This window comes from Parvibaculum sp. (assembly GCF_049671045.1).
GTDB lineage: Bacteria > Pseudomonadota > Alphaproteobacteria > Parvibaculales > Parvibaculaceae > Parvibaculum.
On record NZ_JBATUH010000042.1, the window covers coordinates 38,888 to 53,155 of the forward strand.

General features: G+C 63.6%; 15 protein-coding genes and 1 tRNA gene. 13 read left to right on the top strand and 3 right to left on the bottom strand.

Translation table 11 applies throughout. From position 1 onward, the window contains the following. The first annotated feature begins 3 nt into the window (after positions 1–3). The 6 genes from WBG82_RS05410 to WBG82_RS05435 all read left to right on the top strand — a co-directional run bounded on the left by WBG82_RS05410 (position 4) and on the right by WBG82_RS05435 (position 6,170). On the top strand, positions 4–1,755 hold the full coding sequence (locus tag WBG82_RS05410; protein WP_424422316.1) for an NADPH-dependent assimilatory sulfite reductase hemoprotein subunit: 1,752 nt from the start codon (positions 4–6) through the stop codon (positions 1,753–1,755). A 27-nt stretch (positions 1,756–1,782) separates the two neighbouring features. Next, positions 1,783–2,109: a hypothetical protein gene (locus tag WBG82_RS05415; protein WP_424422318.1), complete on the top strand. Its 327-nt coding sequence runs from the start codon at positions 1,783–1,785 to the stop codon at positions 2,107–2,109. Positions 2,110–2,186: 77 nt separating this feature from the next. After that, positions 2,187–2,600 (top strand): DsrE/DsrF/TusD sulfur relay family protein, encoded by a 414-nt coding sequence (locus WBG82_RS05420; protein ID WP_424422321.1) that lies wholly within the window; start codon positions 2,187–2,189, stop codon positions 2,598–2,600. A 5-nt stretch (positions 2,601–2,605) separates the two neighbouring features. Next, entirely contained in the window at positions 2,606–2,986 is a 381-nt protein-coding gene (locus WBG82_RS05425; protein WP_324299675.1) for a DsrE family protein, read from the top strand. 10 nt (positions 2,987–2,996) lie between these two features. After that, a complete protein-coding gene (locus WBG82_RS05430) occupies positions 2,997–4,517 on the top strand; it encodes a nitronate monooxygenase (RefSeq protein WP_424422325.1) in 1,521 nt (506 codons plus the stop codon). Positions 4,518–4,685: 168 nt separating this feature from the next. Beyond that, entirely contained in the window at positions 4,686–6,170 is a 1,485-nt protein-coding gene (locus WBG82_RS05435; RefSeq protein WP_424422327.1) for a flavin-containing monooxygenase, read from the top strand. 51 nt (positions 6,171–6,221) lie between these two features. On the opposite strand, the gene WBG82_RS05440 is transcribed toward WBG82_RS05435, so the two are convergent. Further along, complete coding sequence (locus WBG82_RS05440) at positions 6,222–6,860, bottom strand: TetR/AcrR family transcriptional regulator (RefSeq protein ID WP_424422329.1); 639 nt, start codon at positions 6,858–6,860, stop codon at positions 6,222–6,224. Positions 6,861–6,986: 126 nt separating this feature from the next. On the opposite strand from WBG82_RS05440, the gene WBG82_RS05445 reads away from it, so the two are divergent. The 6 genes from WBG82_RS05445 (at position 6,987) to WBG82_RS05470 (ending at position 11,491) form a co-directional block, all read left to right on the top strand. Then, the gene (locus tag WBG82_RS05445; protein ID WP_424422331.1) at positions 6,987–8,546 is read left to right on the top strand and encodes an acyl-CoA synthetase; all 1,560 of its coding nucleotides are present in this window, start codon (positions 6,987–6,989) and stop codon (positions 8,544–8,546) included. Positions 8,547–8,558: 12 nt separating this feature from the next. Further along, complete coding sequence (locus tag WBG82_RS05450) at positions 8,559–9,743, top strand: lipid-transfer protein (RefSeq protein WP_424422333.1); 1,185 nt, start codon at positions 8,559–8,561, stop codon at positions 9,741–9,743. Positions 9,744–9,748: 5 nt separating this feature from the next. Continuing rightward, complete coding sequence (locus tag WBG82_RS05455) at positions 9,749–10,192, top strand: MaoC family dehydratase N-terminal domain-containing protein (RefSeq protein WP_424422335.1); 444 nt, start codon at positions 9,749–9,751, stop codon at positions 10,190–10,192. 10 nt (positions 10,193–10,202) lie between these two features. Continuing rightward, positions 10,203–10,625, top strand: a complete 423-nt coding sequence (locus WBG82_RS05460) for a MaoC family dehydratase (RefSeq protein ID WP_424422338.1) — start codon at positions 10,203–10,205, stop codon at positions 10,623–10,625. Positions 10,626–10,629: 4 nt separating this feature from the next. After that, positions 10,630–11,460 carry an SDR family NAD(P)-dependent oxidoreductase gene (locus WBG82_RS05465; protein ID WP_424422346.1) on the top strand — a complete coding sequence of 277 codons (831 nt, stop codon included), beginning with the start codon at positions 10,630–10,632 and terminating at the stop codon, positions 11,458–11,460. Beyond that, positions 11,422–11,491: transfer RNA gene (locus WBG82_RS05470), tRNA-Gln, on the top strand. The genes WBG82_RS05465 and WBG82_RS05470 overlap by 39 nt, the downstream gene beginning before the upstream one ends. A gap of 26 nt (positions 11,492–11,517) precedes the next feature. Here WBG82_RS05470 and WBG82_RS05475 read toward each other — a convergent pair. After that, complete coding sequence (locus WBG82_RS05475; RefSeq protein ID WP_424422340.1) at positions 11,518–12,552, bottom strand: aromatic ring-hydroxylating oxygenase subunit alpha; 1,035 nt, start codon at positions 12,550–12,552, stop codon at positions 11,518–11,520. Between the two features lie 100 nt (positions 12,553–12,652). Continuing rightward, a complete protein-coding gene (locus WBG82_RS05480; protein WP_424422342.1) occupies positions 12,653–13,492 on the bottom strand; it encodes a helix-turn-helix transcriptional regulator in 840 nt (279 codons plus the stop codon). A gap of 211 nt (positions 13,493–13,703) precedes the next feature. Here WBG82_RS05480 and WBG82_RS05485 point away from each other — a divergent pair. Beyond that, positions 13,704–14,268: aminotransferase class III-fold pyridoxal phosphate-dependent enzyme (locus tag WBG82_RS05485; RefSeq protein WP_424422344.1), on the top strand; the 565-nt coding region annotated here is incomplete at its 3' end.

Genomic DNA, 14,268 nt, shown 5'->3' on the forward strand with positions numbered 1-14,268 from the left:
GTCATGAGTACCGAAACGAAACTCTCCGCCGTCGATCGCAGCCACGACATCTCGCAGCCGCTCGAGAAGCTCCATCCGAACGAGCGCCTGAAGGACCAGAGCAACTATCTGCGCGGCACGATCGAGCAGAGCCTCGCCGCGCCGCTCACCGGCTCGGTTACGAGCGACGACACGAAACTGATGAAGTTTCACGGCATCTACCAGCAGGACGACCGCGATCTGCGCGAGGAGCGCCGCCGCCAGAAGCTGGAGCCCGCCTATCAGTTCATGGTTCGCGTGCGCCTGGCGGGCGGCGTGTGCAGCCCGCGCCAATGGCTGAAGATCGACGAGCTTTCCGAACTCTATGGCGGCGCGACGCTCCGCATGACCACGCGCCAGACCTTCCAGTTTCACGGGATATTGAAGCCCAACCTCAGAAGCACCATTCAGGGGCTCAACGAGGTTCTGCTCGACACGATCGCGGCCTGCGGCGACGACACGCGCGGCGTGATGTGCTCGGTCAATCCGCATCTCTCCGCGCTTCATGCGGAAGTCTATGATCTCGCCCGGCGCACATCGAACCGCGTCATCCCCAAGACGCGCGCCTATCACGAGATCTGGCTCAATGGAGAGAAAGTCGCGGCCTCCGACGCGGACACTCCCCCGGAGGATCCGATCTATGGCCGCACCTATCTGCCGCGCAAGTTCAAGTTCGGTTTCGTGATCCCGCCGGTGAACGACATCGACGTCTATGCGCAGGATGTCGGGCTCATCGCGATTGCCGACGGCGAGAAGCTGCTCGGCTTCAATCTCAGCGTTGGCGGCGGTATGGGCAATACCGACAACGCGCCGGAGACGTTCCCGCGCCTCGGCGATGTCGTGGGATATTTCCCAAAGGAGAAGCTCTTCGACATCGCGGTCGCGACCGCCACCATCCAGCGCGATTATGGCGATCGCGTCGATCGCATGCATGCCCGCTTCAAATACACCATCGAAGACAGGGGAACCGACTGGTTCAAGGCCGAGCTCGCGAGCAGGGTCGGCTTTCCGCTCGAGGAAGCGCGGCCTTTCGAGTTCACGAGCAATGGCGACACCTATGGCTGGGTGCAGGGCTCGGATGGCATGTGGCACTTCACCATGTTCATCGAGAATGGCCGCATCCGGAACACGCCTCAGCGCCCGCTCAAGACGGCGCTGCGCGAGCTGGCGCTCGTTCACAAGGGCGAGCTGCGCCTGACGCCGAACCAGAACCTCATCGTCGCCAATGTCGCCGATGCGGAAAAGCCGCATATCGCCGACATGCTCGCAGCCTATGGCCTCGATTCCTCCATCCATGCGAGCGCGCTCAGGCTGAACTCGATGGCCTGCGTCGCGCTTCCCACATGCGGCCTCGCAATGGCCGAAAGCGAGCGCTATCTGCCGACCCTCGTCACCAAGGTCGAGCGCATCCTCGCCGATCACGGGCTTGAGAACGTGCCCATCACCATGCGCATGACGGGCTGCCCCAATGGCTGCGCCCGGCCCTATATCGCGGAGATCGGCTTCACCGGCCGCGCCCCCGGAAAATACAACTTCTATCTGGGCGGCGGATTCCACGGTCAGAGGCTCAATCGCCTCTATCTGGAGAATGTCGGCGAGGCGCGCATCCTGGAAGAACTGGGCAAGATTATCGCGCATTTCGCCAGGGATCGTCACGACAAGGAACATTTCGGCGATTTCGTCATACGCGCCGGCTATGTGCGCGCGGTGACGGGCGGAAAGGATTTCAATAGCTGACGGCACTGCCGTCGCAAGGAGGATCAAATGAGCGGTTACATGCTGATTTCGTCGCGCGATCCGTTCGAGTGCGGCGATACGGAGAGCTTCTACCGGCTGGCCACCGATCTGAAGGCGAAAGGGCGTGATGTGACGCTCTTCCTCGTTCAGAACGGCGTTCTGCCGGCCCGCGTCGGCGCCGACAATGCGGCGCTCCGCAAGGCGATCGGGGCGGGCGTTCGCGTGCTCGCCGACGACTTCTCGCTTCGCGAGCGCGCGCTCGACAAGGGTGTCCTTGCCGACGGCATCAAGGCGGCCCCGCTCGAAAGCGTCGTCGACGCGCTCGCGGCGGGCGCCAAGGCCCTGTGGCACTGAACGGCTTTTTACGTTGATGCGGTTCCGGACGGAAAGGCGCCAGCGCGCTTTCCCGGAACCGCTCTGGGAGAAATCAGATGAGCAATCCTAAGACACTCGCATTCGCGATCATGGACCCACCCTATGAGAGCGCGCGTTCCACGACCTTCTTCCGTCTGCTCGAGATCGCGGCCGGCCGCGGCTACAATCTCAATGTCTTCGCCTATGAGGGCGGCGTGCACCTGTCCTTCGAGCAGCAGAAGCCGCATGGCAACGGCGTCCACGGCACCGACGTGGACACCGAGAACCACCCGCTCCCGAAAATCTGGGTGAGCGAGATCATCGCCAAGGCCGCCAAGAATGGCGGCACCGTCAACTGGGTGAATTGCGGCCTGTGCGCCGACGAGCGCGGCATCGACAAGGTCGTGGCCGGCGTGCGGCGCGGCGGCCCCGCCGATTTCTGGAAACTCGCGGCCGCTTCCGACAATTCGCTCGTCATTGGAACAAGGTGAATGTGATGAAGGCACTTCAGATCATAGAGGCCGCATTCCGCGGCACTCTCGAGGAGCAGGACGATACGATCATCTGGCTGACCCACTCCATGCGCGATGCGGGCGGCGACCTTTCGGTGCTCCTGACCGGTAACGCCGTCAACTACGCGGTGAAGGGGCAGGATGCGAGCGGGCTTCGCTTCGGCGGCTGGACCCAGACCCATCCGCCCCGCATCGGCCACGAGCTTGAGAAGCTCGCCGGAAAGGGCGTGCCGGTCTATGCTGTCCGTGACGATCTCGACCGCCGCGGACTTGGGCAGGCGGCTCTCGTGCAGGGCGTGAAGGTCGTCGCGCGCGAAGCCGTGGCCGGCCTCTTCGACGAGCACGATCAGGTCTGGCACTGGTAGGACGGACGAAATGAGCGGCACTGGGTCGGAACGGACGGATCGGGTGGGCGCGTCTTCCGCGCGCTCCATCATCGACAATGCGGGGTCCGTGTTCCGGACCAGGGCTTGCGACATTCTCGGCTGCGAAGTTCCCGTCGTGCTTGCCGGCATGGGCGGCGTCGCCCGCTCCGAGCTGGTCGCGGCGGTGAGCGAGGCAGGTGGCTATGGCTTTCTCGGCATGGTCCGGGAATCGCCGCGTTTCATACGCAGGCAGATCAATGAGGTGAGGGCGGCTACGAAGCGGGATTTCGGCGTCAATCTCATCCCCGCCGCCACGCCGCCCGCTGTCTTCGAGGAGGAACTCAAGGTCTGCATCGAGGAAAAGGTTCATTCGGTCTGCCTTTTCTGGGATGTCGACCCGCTCGCCATTACGCGGTTGCGCGATAGCGGGATCCTGGTCGTCTGCCAGGTCGGCTCCCTGCGCGACGCCAAAGAGGCGCTGGCAGCGGGCGCCCAGATGCTCATTGCGCAAGGCGTCGAGGCGGGTGGCCATGTGCGCGGTGAGGAGGCGCGCATGAGACTTCTCGCCGATGTGCTGAAGATTTCGGGCGATGTGCCCGTCCTTGTCGCGGGCGGCATCGCGACGGGCAAGGATTTCGTCGAGGCGCTCGATCACGGCGCCGCGGGCGTGGTGCTTGGAACCGCGCTCCTCGCCACGCGCGAATCCTTCGCGCATGACTATCACAAGCAGAGGATCGTGGAAGGCTCATCCGCCGACACGCTTCGCACGACGGCGTTTCACATCAACTGGCCGGCCGGCGCTTATGTGCGTGTGCTGAAGAACAGCGTGACCGAGGGGCGCCATGGCGATCCCTTCCAGCCGCGCCTTCAGACCGTCGGCGAGGATTTCGGCCGCGCGCTCTATCGCTTCAGCACCGATTCCCCCTTGCGCTCCACGACCGGCGATCTCGAGACCATGGCGATCTATGCGGGCGAGGGAACGGGCCGGATCACGGACATCGTCCCGGCGAAGGAGCGCATCGCCGGAATTCTGGGCGAGGCGCTCGCCTTGCGCGCGGCCGCAAGCGGGGCGGATGCTCCGGCTGGCGAGCCTGCCTCGCCCGTCTGCTATGCGCGCGAAGCCGACGACGCCTATATGGGATTTCTCTCCCATGCCGAGCTTGTCGCCTTCCTGAACATGCTTCTGGAAGCGGAACGCGCGGGCGCGCGCGCCGCCGCCCGGCTCGCCGTCGATCTGGCGGACCCGGCCGCGCAGGCCGCCATGCGCGAGCTTCATGCCAACGAGACCTATTGCTGCCGTCTGCTGCTCGACGAGATTGCTGCGCTCGGCGAATTGCCTTCGCCGCGAACGGGCGAGTTCTATATCAAGCTGATGGCTGTCGAGGGCAATGATGCGCGTGTGGCTTTCCTTGCCAAGGGGCAGCGTTGGGTCGCGCGGAAGCTTCGCGAGACGCTGCCGAAAATCCGCGCCGACGGGCTCCATGCGCGCCTGACCGAGATGCTGGCGCTGCACGAAACGGCCGAAACGTAGCGTAACCGCGCCTCTCCCCGGCCGGGGCGCCGGAGCCACCCGCCCGCCCGGCGGCAAGCCCCGCCGGCGCGGTTTCCTTTGCCTCTAGGAATGGGGCGGCACTATCCCTTAAGCTTGTGTCCATCGCTCATGGAGCGGACAAAACAACAAGACTTTCGGGAGGAGATCATGGGTGGCAAGCCGTCAGTGGCGGTGATCGGAGCGGGTCTCGGTGGATTGTGCGCCGCGATCAAGCTCAAGGAAGCCGGCTTTGAGGACATCGTCATTCTGGAAAAGGCCGACAAGGTCGGCGGCACCTGGCGCGACAATTCCTATCCGGGCTGCGCCTGCGACACGCCGGTTGCGATGTATCAGTTCTCCTTCGCGCCGAGCCTCGCCTGGAGCCACATCTTCCCCCGCGCGGCCGAGGTGCAGCGTTACGCTGAATATCTCGTCGACACTTTCGGCCTCGCCCCGCATCTGAAGCTCGGTGCGGAGACGAGGAAGGCCCAGTGGGACGACGCGAAGTCGCTCTGGCGCATCGAGACGGGCGCGGGCGAGACGATCGAGGTGCAGGCGATCGTGCCGGCGCTCGGCCAGCTCAACCGTCCGACCATCCCGGAGATCGCGGGCCGCGAGACCTTCGCGGGCCCCGCCTTCCATTCCGCGCGCTGGGACCATTCGGTCAGCCTCAAGGGCAAGCGCGTCGGCGTCATCGGCTCGGCGGCGAGCGCCGTGCAGCTCATTCCCGAGGTCGCCAAGGAGGCGGCGCATCTCGCCGTCTTCCAGCGCACGCCGAACTGGGTGATTCCGCGCCTCGACCGCCCGATCACCGAGGAAGAGAAGGCGCTGATGATGACCGAGCCGCATGTCGCCCAGCTCGGCCGCGAGCAGATTTATGCGGGTGCGGATTATCTCTTCTGGCAGGTCTTCAGCTGGACGAAGGAGGGCCGCGCCGCCTATACGCGCGTCGCGCTCAACCATCTGGAAGAACAGGTGCCCGATCCCGAGCTTCGCAAGAAGCTGACGCCCGACTATCCGATCGGCTGCAAGCGCATCCTCATCACGGATGATTTCTATCCGGCCCTCATGCGCCCCAACGTGTCGCTTGTGACGGAGGGCATCTCGCGCGTCACGCCGAAAGGCGTCGAAACCGCCGACGGCGCGGCCCACGATCTCGACGTCATCATCTATGCGACGGGCTTCGAGACGACCGGCTGGCACTGGTCGATGGATGTCGTCGGCCGCGAGGGCCAGCGCCTCAACGACGTCTGGAAAGAGGCGCCCGAGGCCTATCTCGGCATCACGACCGCGGGCTTCCCCAATATGTTCATGCTCTACGGGCCCAACACCAATCTCGGCCACAACACGATCACATTCATGATCGAGCGCCAGGTCGAATATGCGGTGCGCGCCCTCCAGCAGATGCAGGCTGCGGGCGCCGTTTCGATCGAGGTGACGAAGGCGGCGCAGGAGCGCTTCAATCGCGAGCTTCAGACGGCGCTGGCCAAGACAACCTGGGCCGATCCCGGCTGCAATTCCTGGTACAAGACCGCCGATGGCCGCATCACCCAGAACTGGTCGTCCCATACGCGCGATTATGCGAAGGCGACGGCCGAACTGGCGCTGGAGGATTATACGCTGCGCCAGCGCCAGGCGGTGCCCGCCCAGTAAGGATTGAATGCGAGGCAGGGCGCGCGCGAGCCAGCGCGCCCTGCTGGTCCTTCATGCCTGCTTTCGCGGGATGAGCCCGTTCGTCAGCAGGCTGATATATTCATCGACGATCCTCTGTTCGGAAAGATCGGCGTCGCGATTGCGCCAATGGCCGAGCGAATTGAGCGCGCCGGCCAGCGCAAAAGCCGTCACCTTCGGATCGGATGAGGCGATGGAGCCATCGGCGATGCCGTCCGAAACGAGTTCGCGGATCTTGTGGTCGATGTCGGATTTGATGCGCCTGATCTTCTTGCGGCTCGCATCCGACAGTTCCGTATCGCTGATGCGGACGGCGCAGCGCCCGAAATCCGTATCGATGAGGCGCGCATAACGCCGCAGATAGGCGACGAGGCGCTGGAGGCCCGTCGTCATCGCCTCTTCCTCGCCTGCCACCGCCGCCTCGTCATCGAGCCGGTCGAGCACATGCTCGATGCAGGCGAAGAGCATCGCCTCCTTGTTCTTGAAATAATAATAGAGCGTCGGCTTCGTCACGTTGAGAAGCTGCGCCACTTCGTCGAGCGACGCGCGGTGATAGCCATATTCGGCGAAAACATGCGCGGCAGCCGCCAGGACCGCGTCCTGCTTCAGCTCCCTTTCGCGCTTTCGTTCCCGCGATTTTTTCCAGGGTGAGGTGATCGCCGCGCCCGGCATCCTGTTTTCTCCGATTGGGGTTCGCGAGCATAGGAACCCGGCCCCCTGTTTGACAAGATACTACAGGGAATATAAGTTACTCAGCAGTAGAATTTTGGCGAAAGGCCGGAACGGCGGGGGGAAACGTTGTATCTGACACAGGCCATCCATCGGGCGGCGGCAACGACGCCCGATGCCGTCGCCACGATCTGTGGTGACCGCAGGCATAGCTGGGCGGAGGTGAAGGATCGGGTCTCCCGCTTCGCGGGCGCTCTTCTCGATCTCGGCATCGAGCCGGGCGATCGCATCGCCGTGCTGGCGATGAACTCCGACCGCTATTTCGAGATTTGTGCGTCGGTCTACTGGGCGGGCGCGGCCATCGTGCCGATGAACACGCGCTGGTCCGTCTCCGAGCACGTTTATTCGATTGAGGATGCGGGCGTCACGGTTCTCATCGTCGACGACGCCTTTCTCGAGATGGGCCGCGCGATCAAGGATGTCTGCGAGGGCATTGCCTGCCTCATCCATGCCGGCGACAAGCCGGCGCCGGATGGCCTCATGGATTACGAGGCGCTGATCGCCGATGCCACGCCTGCGTCTGATGCGCTCCGGTCGGGCGGCGACCTCGCCGGCATCTTTTACACCGGCGGCACGACCGGATTCCCGAAAGGCGTGATGCTTTCCCACCAGAACCTCTGGACCGGCGCTCTCTGTGTCGGCGCGGGCATCCACTATGATTCCTCGGTGCGCTATCTCCATGCGGCGCCCATGTTCCACCTTGCCGATGTCGGGCTCGGCAATGCGGCTTCCATCTTCGGCGGCTCGCATGTGTTCATGCCGTCCTTCGAGCCTTCGGCCTTTCTGCGCCTCGTCGAAAAGGAGCGTGTGACCCACACCCTGCTCGTGCCGACCATGATCCGGATGCTGCTCGATTGCCCGGACTTCGGAAAGCATGACCTCTCCTCATGGAAGGGCCTTCTTTACGGTGCATCGCCGATGGCGGAAGCGCTGCTCGAGGCGGCGCTGAAGGCGCTTCCCGGCGTCGCCTTCACGCAAGGTTATGGCCAGACGGAGCTTGCTCCGCTCGCAACCCTCCTCGGGCCCGAATGGCATGTGCTGGCAGGGCCACGAGCCGGCAAGCTGCGCTCGGCAGGGCGTCCGGGCATCTGCGTCGAGGTGAAGATCATCGACGCCGATGGCGAGGAGCGTCAGTACGGAGAGGTTGGCGAGGTCGCGGTGCGTGGCCCGAATGCAATGCTGGGCTACTGGAACAAGCCGGAACAGACCGCCGCCACGCTCGTCGATGGCTGGGTGAGGACGGGTGACGGCGGCTATCTGGACGAGGACGGATTTCTCTACATCGTCGATCGCGTGAAGGACATGATCGTCTCGGGCGGCGAGAACGTCTATTCCGCCGAGGTCGAGAACGCGCTCATGAAGCACGAGGCCGTCGTCGAATGCGCTGTCATCGGCGTGCCCGACGAAAAATGGGGCGAGCGTGTCCATGCCATTGTGGTCACGCGGCCCGGCCGCCAGGTTTCGGCCGACGATCTGATGCAGCACTGCAAGGCGCTCATCGCGGGCTACAAATGCCCGCGCAGCGTCGAGTTCAGCGCCGAACCCTTACCGAAATCGGGCGCCGGAAAAATTCTCAAAGCCGAACTCCGCAAACGCTTCTGGGCCGGTGAAGCCCGGAATGTCAGCTGAAGGACAAATCAAATGAGCCGTGTCGTCGTGGCAGGCGTGGGCATGATCCCGTTCGTGAAACCGGGAGCCGCAGCGCCATATAATGAAATGGGGGCGGAGGCGATCCGTCTCGCGCTCAAGGATGCGAACCTCTCCTATGAGCATGTGAGGCAGGCCTATGCGGGCTGGGTCTATGGCGATTCGACCGCAGGTCAGGCCGCGCTCTACAAGGTGGGGCTTTCGGGCATCCCGGTCGTCAACGTCAACAACAATTGCTCGACCGGCTCCACGGCGCTCTTTCTGGCGCGCCAGGCCGTCGAGAGCGGCATCGTCGATTGTGCGCTGGCCTTCGGCTTCGAGCAGATGGCGCCGGGCGCGCTCTCGACCCTTTTCAACGATCGCCCCGGCCCGCTCGACGATTTTCTTGACGTTGCGAACGAAGCCTTCGAGGGCGCCGAGACCGTGCCCATGGCGCTGCGTCTCTTCGGCGGCGCCGGATATGAATATCAGCAGAGATATGGGGCGCGCAGCGAGACTTTCGCCAAGGTGCGCGAGAAGGCGAGCACCCACGCCCGGCACAACGAACGCGCGATCTTCAGAACGCCGCTCAGCGTGGAAGACGTACTGCAATCGCCGACGATGTTTCTCAATCTGACCCGGCATCAATGCTGCCCGCCAAGCTCCGGCGCGGCCGCGGCCATCCTCTGCAGCGAGCAGTTTGCGCGCAAGCACGGGCTCGATGCGCGGATCGTCATTGCCGGGCAGGCGATGACGACCGACCGGCCCTCGACCTTCGCCGAGCGCAGCCTCATCAAGGCGGTCGGCGCCGACATGACGAAGGAGGCCGCCCGGCTCGTCTATGAGCAGGCGGGCATCGGCCCCGATGATGTCGATGTCGTCGAGCTTCATGACTGCTTCACGACGAATGAAGTCATCACCTATGAGGGCCTCGGCCTTTGCGCCGAGGGCGCGGCCGAAAAATTCATCTGGGATGGCGACAACACCTATGGCGGCAAGGTAGTGACGAACTCCTCTGGCGGGCTTCTCTCCAAGGGGCACCCGCTGGGTGCGACTGGCCTCGGCCAGTGCGCGGAACTCGTCTGGCAGCTTCGCGGAACCGCGGGCCTGCGTCAGGTCGAGGGCGCGCGTATCGGGCTTCAGCACAATCTCGGGCTGGGCGGCGCCTGCGTCGTCACCCTTTATGAGCGCAAGGAGTGAGCGCCATGATCGACCGCAAATTCATCGGGCATGAATTCGCCCCGACAACCGCCGAGGTCGAGAAGGGGCGGTTGCGCTTTTTCGCCAAGGCGACCGGCAACAAGGACGCCATCTATTCCGACGAGGAAGCGGCCCGGAAGGCGGGATATGCGTCATTGCCCGTGCCGCCCACATTCCTCTTCTGCCTCGAGATGGATCGCGACGATCCCATGGACTTCCTCAACCTGCTTGGCGTCGATCTCGGCCGGGTTCTGCATGGCGAACAGAATTTCGTCTATCGCGCGCCTGTCTGTGCGGGCGATCGCATCACCTTCCGCACCCGCATTTCCGACATCTACGACAAGAAGGGCGGCATGCTCGAATTCATCATCACCGAGACCGAGGCTCGCAACCAGCATGGCGTCCATGTCGCCGACATGCGCCGGTCGATCGTCGTGCGAAACGCCTAGGAGAAAAACGATGACGGATCTCGCGACGGCGCCGGAAGGCGCCATGGTCGGCAGCATCACCGCCGACAGGATCACGCGCCACATGCTCGCGCTTTATTGCGGCGCCTCCGGCGATCACAACCCCATTCATGTCGACATCGATTTCGCGAAGTCGGCAGGCATGCCCGATGTCTTCGCCCATGGCATGTTGTCGATGGCTTTTCTCGGGCGCCTTCTCACGGATCTCGCGCCGCAATCGGTGCTGCGGAGCTTCGGCACGCGCTTCGCCACCATTACGCATCTCGGCGCCGAGATCACCTGCACGGCGAAGCTCGTCGAGCGTTTTGTCGCCGATGATGAACGGCGCGTGAGGCTCGAACTCGTCGCCAGCGATCAGAGCGGCGATGTGAAACTTCTCGGCGAAGCGGTGCTCGCACTACAGGATCAGGAATGAAGCGATGAAGAAACTCCAGGGAAAGGTTGCGCTCATATCAGGCTCGGGCCGCGGCATCGGCCGTGCGCTGGCGCTGAAGCTCGCACGCGAGGGCGCCTGCGTCGTCGTGAACGATATGGATCAGGCGCCGGCGGATGAGGTCGTTGCCGAAATCCGCAAGGAGGGCGGCGAGGCGACATCATGCGTGGGGAGCGTCACGGCGCCGGATTTCGGCGAGCGCTTCGTGCAGACGGCGCTCGACAGCTACAAGGGTCTCGACATCATCGTCAACAATGCGGGCTACACCTGGGACAATGTCATTCAGAAGATGAGCGACGAGCAGTTCCAGGCCATGCTCGACGTGCATCTGGCGGCGCCCTTCCGCATCCTCCGCGCCGCCGCCGAGCCCATTCGCGTCTTCGCGAAGAATGAGGCGCAGCAGGGCAGGGAAGTGTTCCGCAAGATCGTCAACATCTCCTCGGTTGCGGGGCTCGGCGGAAATACGGGACAGGTGAGCTATTCGTCGGCGAAGGCGGGCCTCGTCGGCATGACGAAGACCATGTCGAAGGAATGGGGCAGGTACAAGGTCAATGTGAACTGCGTGGCCTTCGGCTTCATCAAGACCCGCCTGACACAGCCGCTGACGGAAGCGGGCGCGAGCATCGACGTCGAGGGGCGCAAGATCGCCGTGGGCGTGCAGCCGGCCTTCATCGATGCGATGGAAAAGCAGATGATCCCCCTCGGCCGTGCCGGCACGCCGGAGGAAGCGGCGGACGGCGTCTATCTCTTCTGCACGCCGGAATCGAACTACATCAGCGGACAGGTCGTCATCGTCGGCGGCGGCGTCTCGCTCTGAACGAGATGGGGCGGGTTCGACGCCCGCCCCATTGCCCCCTGGCGTTGCTTCGCGCCGCTAAGCCTGCCGCGCATGAGCGGCGCTCACAAGCTCCTGAAACTGGATGACGCCGTTCTCATGCACCGAGGAGAGGCGTCCCCGGTCGTAGATACCGGCCTGAAGGTTCGACTGCACGGCCTGGCAAATGGTGAGGTCTTCCTTCGCCACGGTATAGGCCCACTCGATCAGTTCGTCGCGCTCCTTCTCCTTTGCCGGATCGAGTTCGTTGAAGAGGTAGCGATAGGTCAGCCGCATTCTGGTCGGGCCCAGCGGCTCGACCTGCCCGATATTCATGCCCCAGTTATACATGTTGAAGAAGAGCCCCGGCAGACGCCATACCCAGAGCCCGTCCGTCTGCCCGCCGTCGCGCGCCGGTGCATAGTGCCGCTGCACGCGCAGGCCGATCGCGTCGATGCGATAGCCGCGCATGTCAATCGCGCCATAGAGGCCCGGATGTATGGTCGGGATGTGCCATGCCTCGGCGTAATTGTCGCAATAGGTCTTCCAGTTGATATCGGCTTCTACGGAGAACTGGCGGGCGAGCTTCATGGTTTCGATCGGATGGCGAAGCGCGACGGTCGAGATGTCGCTGAGCCATGAATCGAGCGGCTCGACATCCGCATCGAGCGCCACGAAGACGAACCCTCGCCACGTTTCGCAGCGCGCGGGCACGAGGCCATAGGCGCTCTTGTCGATCTCCATGTCCGGCGCGCCACGGAGATTGCCCTCGAAATCATAGAGCCAGCGATGATAGGGGCATGAGAGCCGGTCCGTATGGCCGGTGCAGTCTCCGCCTACAAGCGGTGAGGCGCGATGACGGCAGACATTGTGGAAGCAGCGCAACACCCCGTCCTTGCCGCGTATCGCAAAGACCGGATAGCCCGCGATGGTCGCGGAGATATAGTCTCCGGGCGCTTCGAGCTGCGAGACGCGCCCGATAAGCACCCAGCTCTTCGCCCAGATTTCGCGCCGTTCTACCTCCCAGGCTTCCGCGCTCCAATAGAGTTGCGCGGGCAGCGTTTCGGGATCAGGCGATGTGGTGCCTGCCGTCATTTTCTTTTCTCCTCCGGCCAGCGGATGTGGAGCCGCCATTCTGTTGACCGGGTGACGGTATCGGCGGGGTGGCGCGCGCGGTATATCCTCGTTGGGATAGTCAGGCGGAGGTTTCGAGCATCGCCGCTTCCTGCAGCGTCTCGAAGAACAGGGCGAGCAATTCCGCCTGCGAGCGCACATCGAGCTTGATGTAGATGCGCTTGATGTGATTGCGCACCGTGCCTGGCGCGATCTTCAGCATGCGGCCGACCGACTTCGGCGGCAGCCCCTTGAGGAGAAGCCGCGTGACCTCCTTTTCGCGCTCGCTCAGGGCTTCGGCGCCGAAACTTTCATAGGCGGCCGAGAGCATCTGGTGCAGCCGATGGGAGGGGCCGGCATCGCTGCGGTTCTGCTCCTGATAGAGACCCCATATGCGCCGCGCCGCGATTTCGACGCTGTCGGTCACGGCGACGAGCCGGCGAAATTCGCTCGCGTTGAAATGCGGCGCGCCAACGAAACGCATGAGCGAGAAATAGGCCGCGAAATCATCGGTCAGGTAGAGCAGGTAGCAGATCTCGTCGATCATGCCATAGGGCCGGTAGTAGGAAATGTAATAGGCGCTGTCGCGGAAATCCGGCGGGAACATTTCCTTGGGCGACAGGCAGACGCTCTGCCTGCGTTTCAGAAACTGCTCATAGCTCGGATCGAGCAGGTACTGCCCCTCCTTGTAGTCGCGGTTCCATTCATATTCGCCGTCAAGGTCAATGACGAGAGGCGGCGCATCCCGGAGATAGAAGCCCGCATAAAGCGTCGTATCGGGAACGAGCGCGCCGAGACCCCGGCCGAGCTTGCGAATGCTCTCGACGGCGTCCGTCTCGGTGAGCGCATCGCCCAGATGCCGGCTCCATGATGCGGCGAGCGTGAGCGGGAGTGTGCCTTTGAGGTCGATTCCGGAATCCATGCATACCTTCCATTCGTCCCGGAAATAGTTCAGCGGGAGAGGCCGATTGTCCAGCCTTCCCGGCTCACGCATTGCCGTCTGTCCGCCCGAATAGCCTACCAAGGACACAGATCGGGGCTCATGTCCTGCGATAGAAATGTCATCGGCCGTTCAGGCCCGAACATGAATGACGTTTTGAGCGAGTGCCCCTCGTGGGTACCGGGAGCACGACATGACCCTCGCCGGCATCAAGGCCCAGCCGATGGCGACCGCGGATATCGACAGGCGGCACAATCTCCACCCCTTCACCAATCTCGGGCTGATGGAAAACTCCGAGCGGACGGTGATCGTCGGCGCCAAGGGCAATTATGTCTTCGGCGAGAATGGCCGGAAATTTCTCGACGGTCTTGGCGGCATGTGGTGCGTCAATATCGGCCATGGCCGCGAAGAGATGGCCGAGGCGATCGCCGATCAGATCCGCCAGCTCGACTATTATTCGCCCTTCGACGATCTGACGACGCCCGCCATGGCGACGCTCGCCGCCGCGCTTGCCCATCACGCGCCGCGCTCGCTCAGCCGCGTCCTCTTCACGACGGGCGGTTCGACCGCTGCCGATTCGGCCATCCGGATCGCCCACCACTATTTCGAGCAGCTCGGGCAGACATCGCGCCGGCACATCATCTCCCGCGACCGCGCCTATCATGGCAGCACCTATCTGACGGCATCGCTGAGCGACCGGAGCTATTGCGATGGCTGGCTCAGGGAGGCCGGCTTCATCCATCATCTTCGCGCGCCGG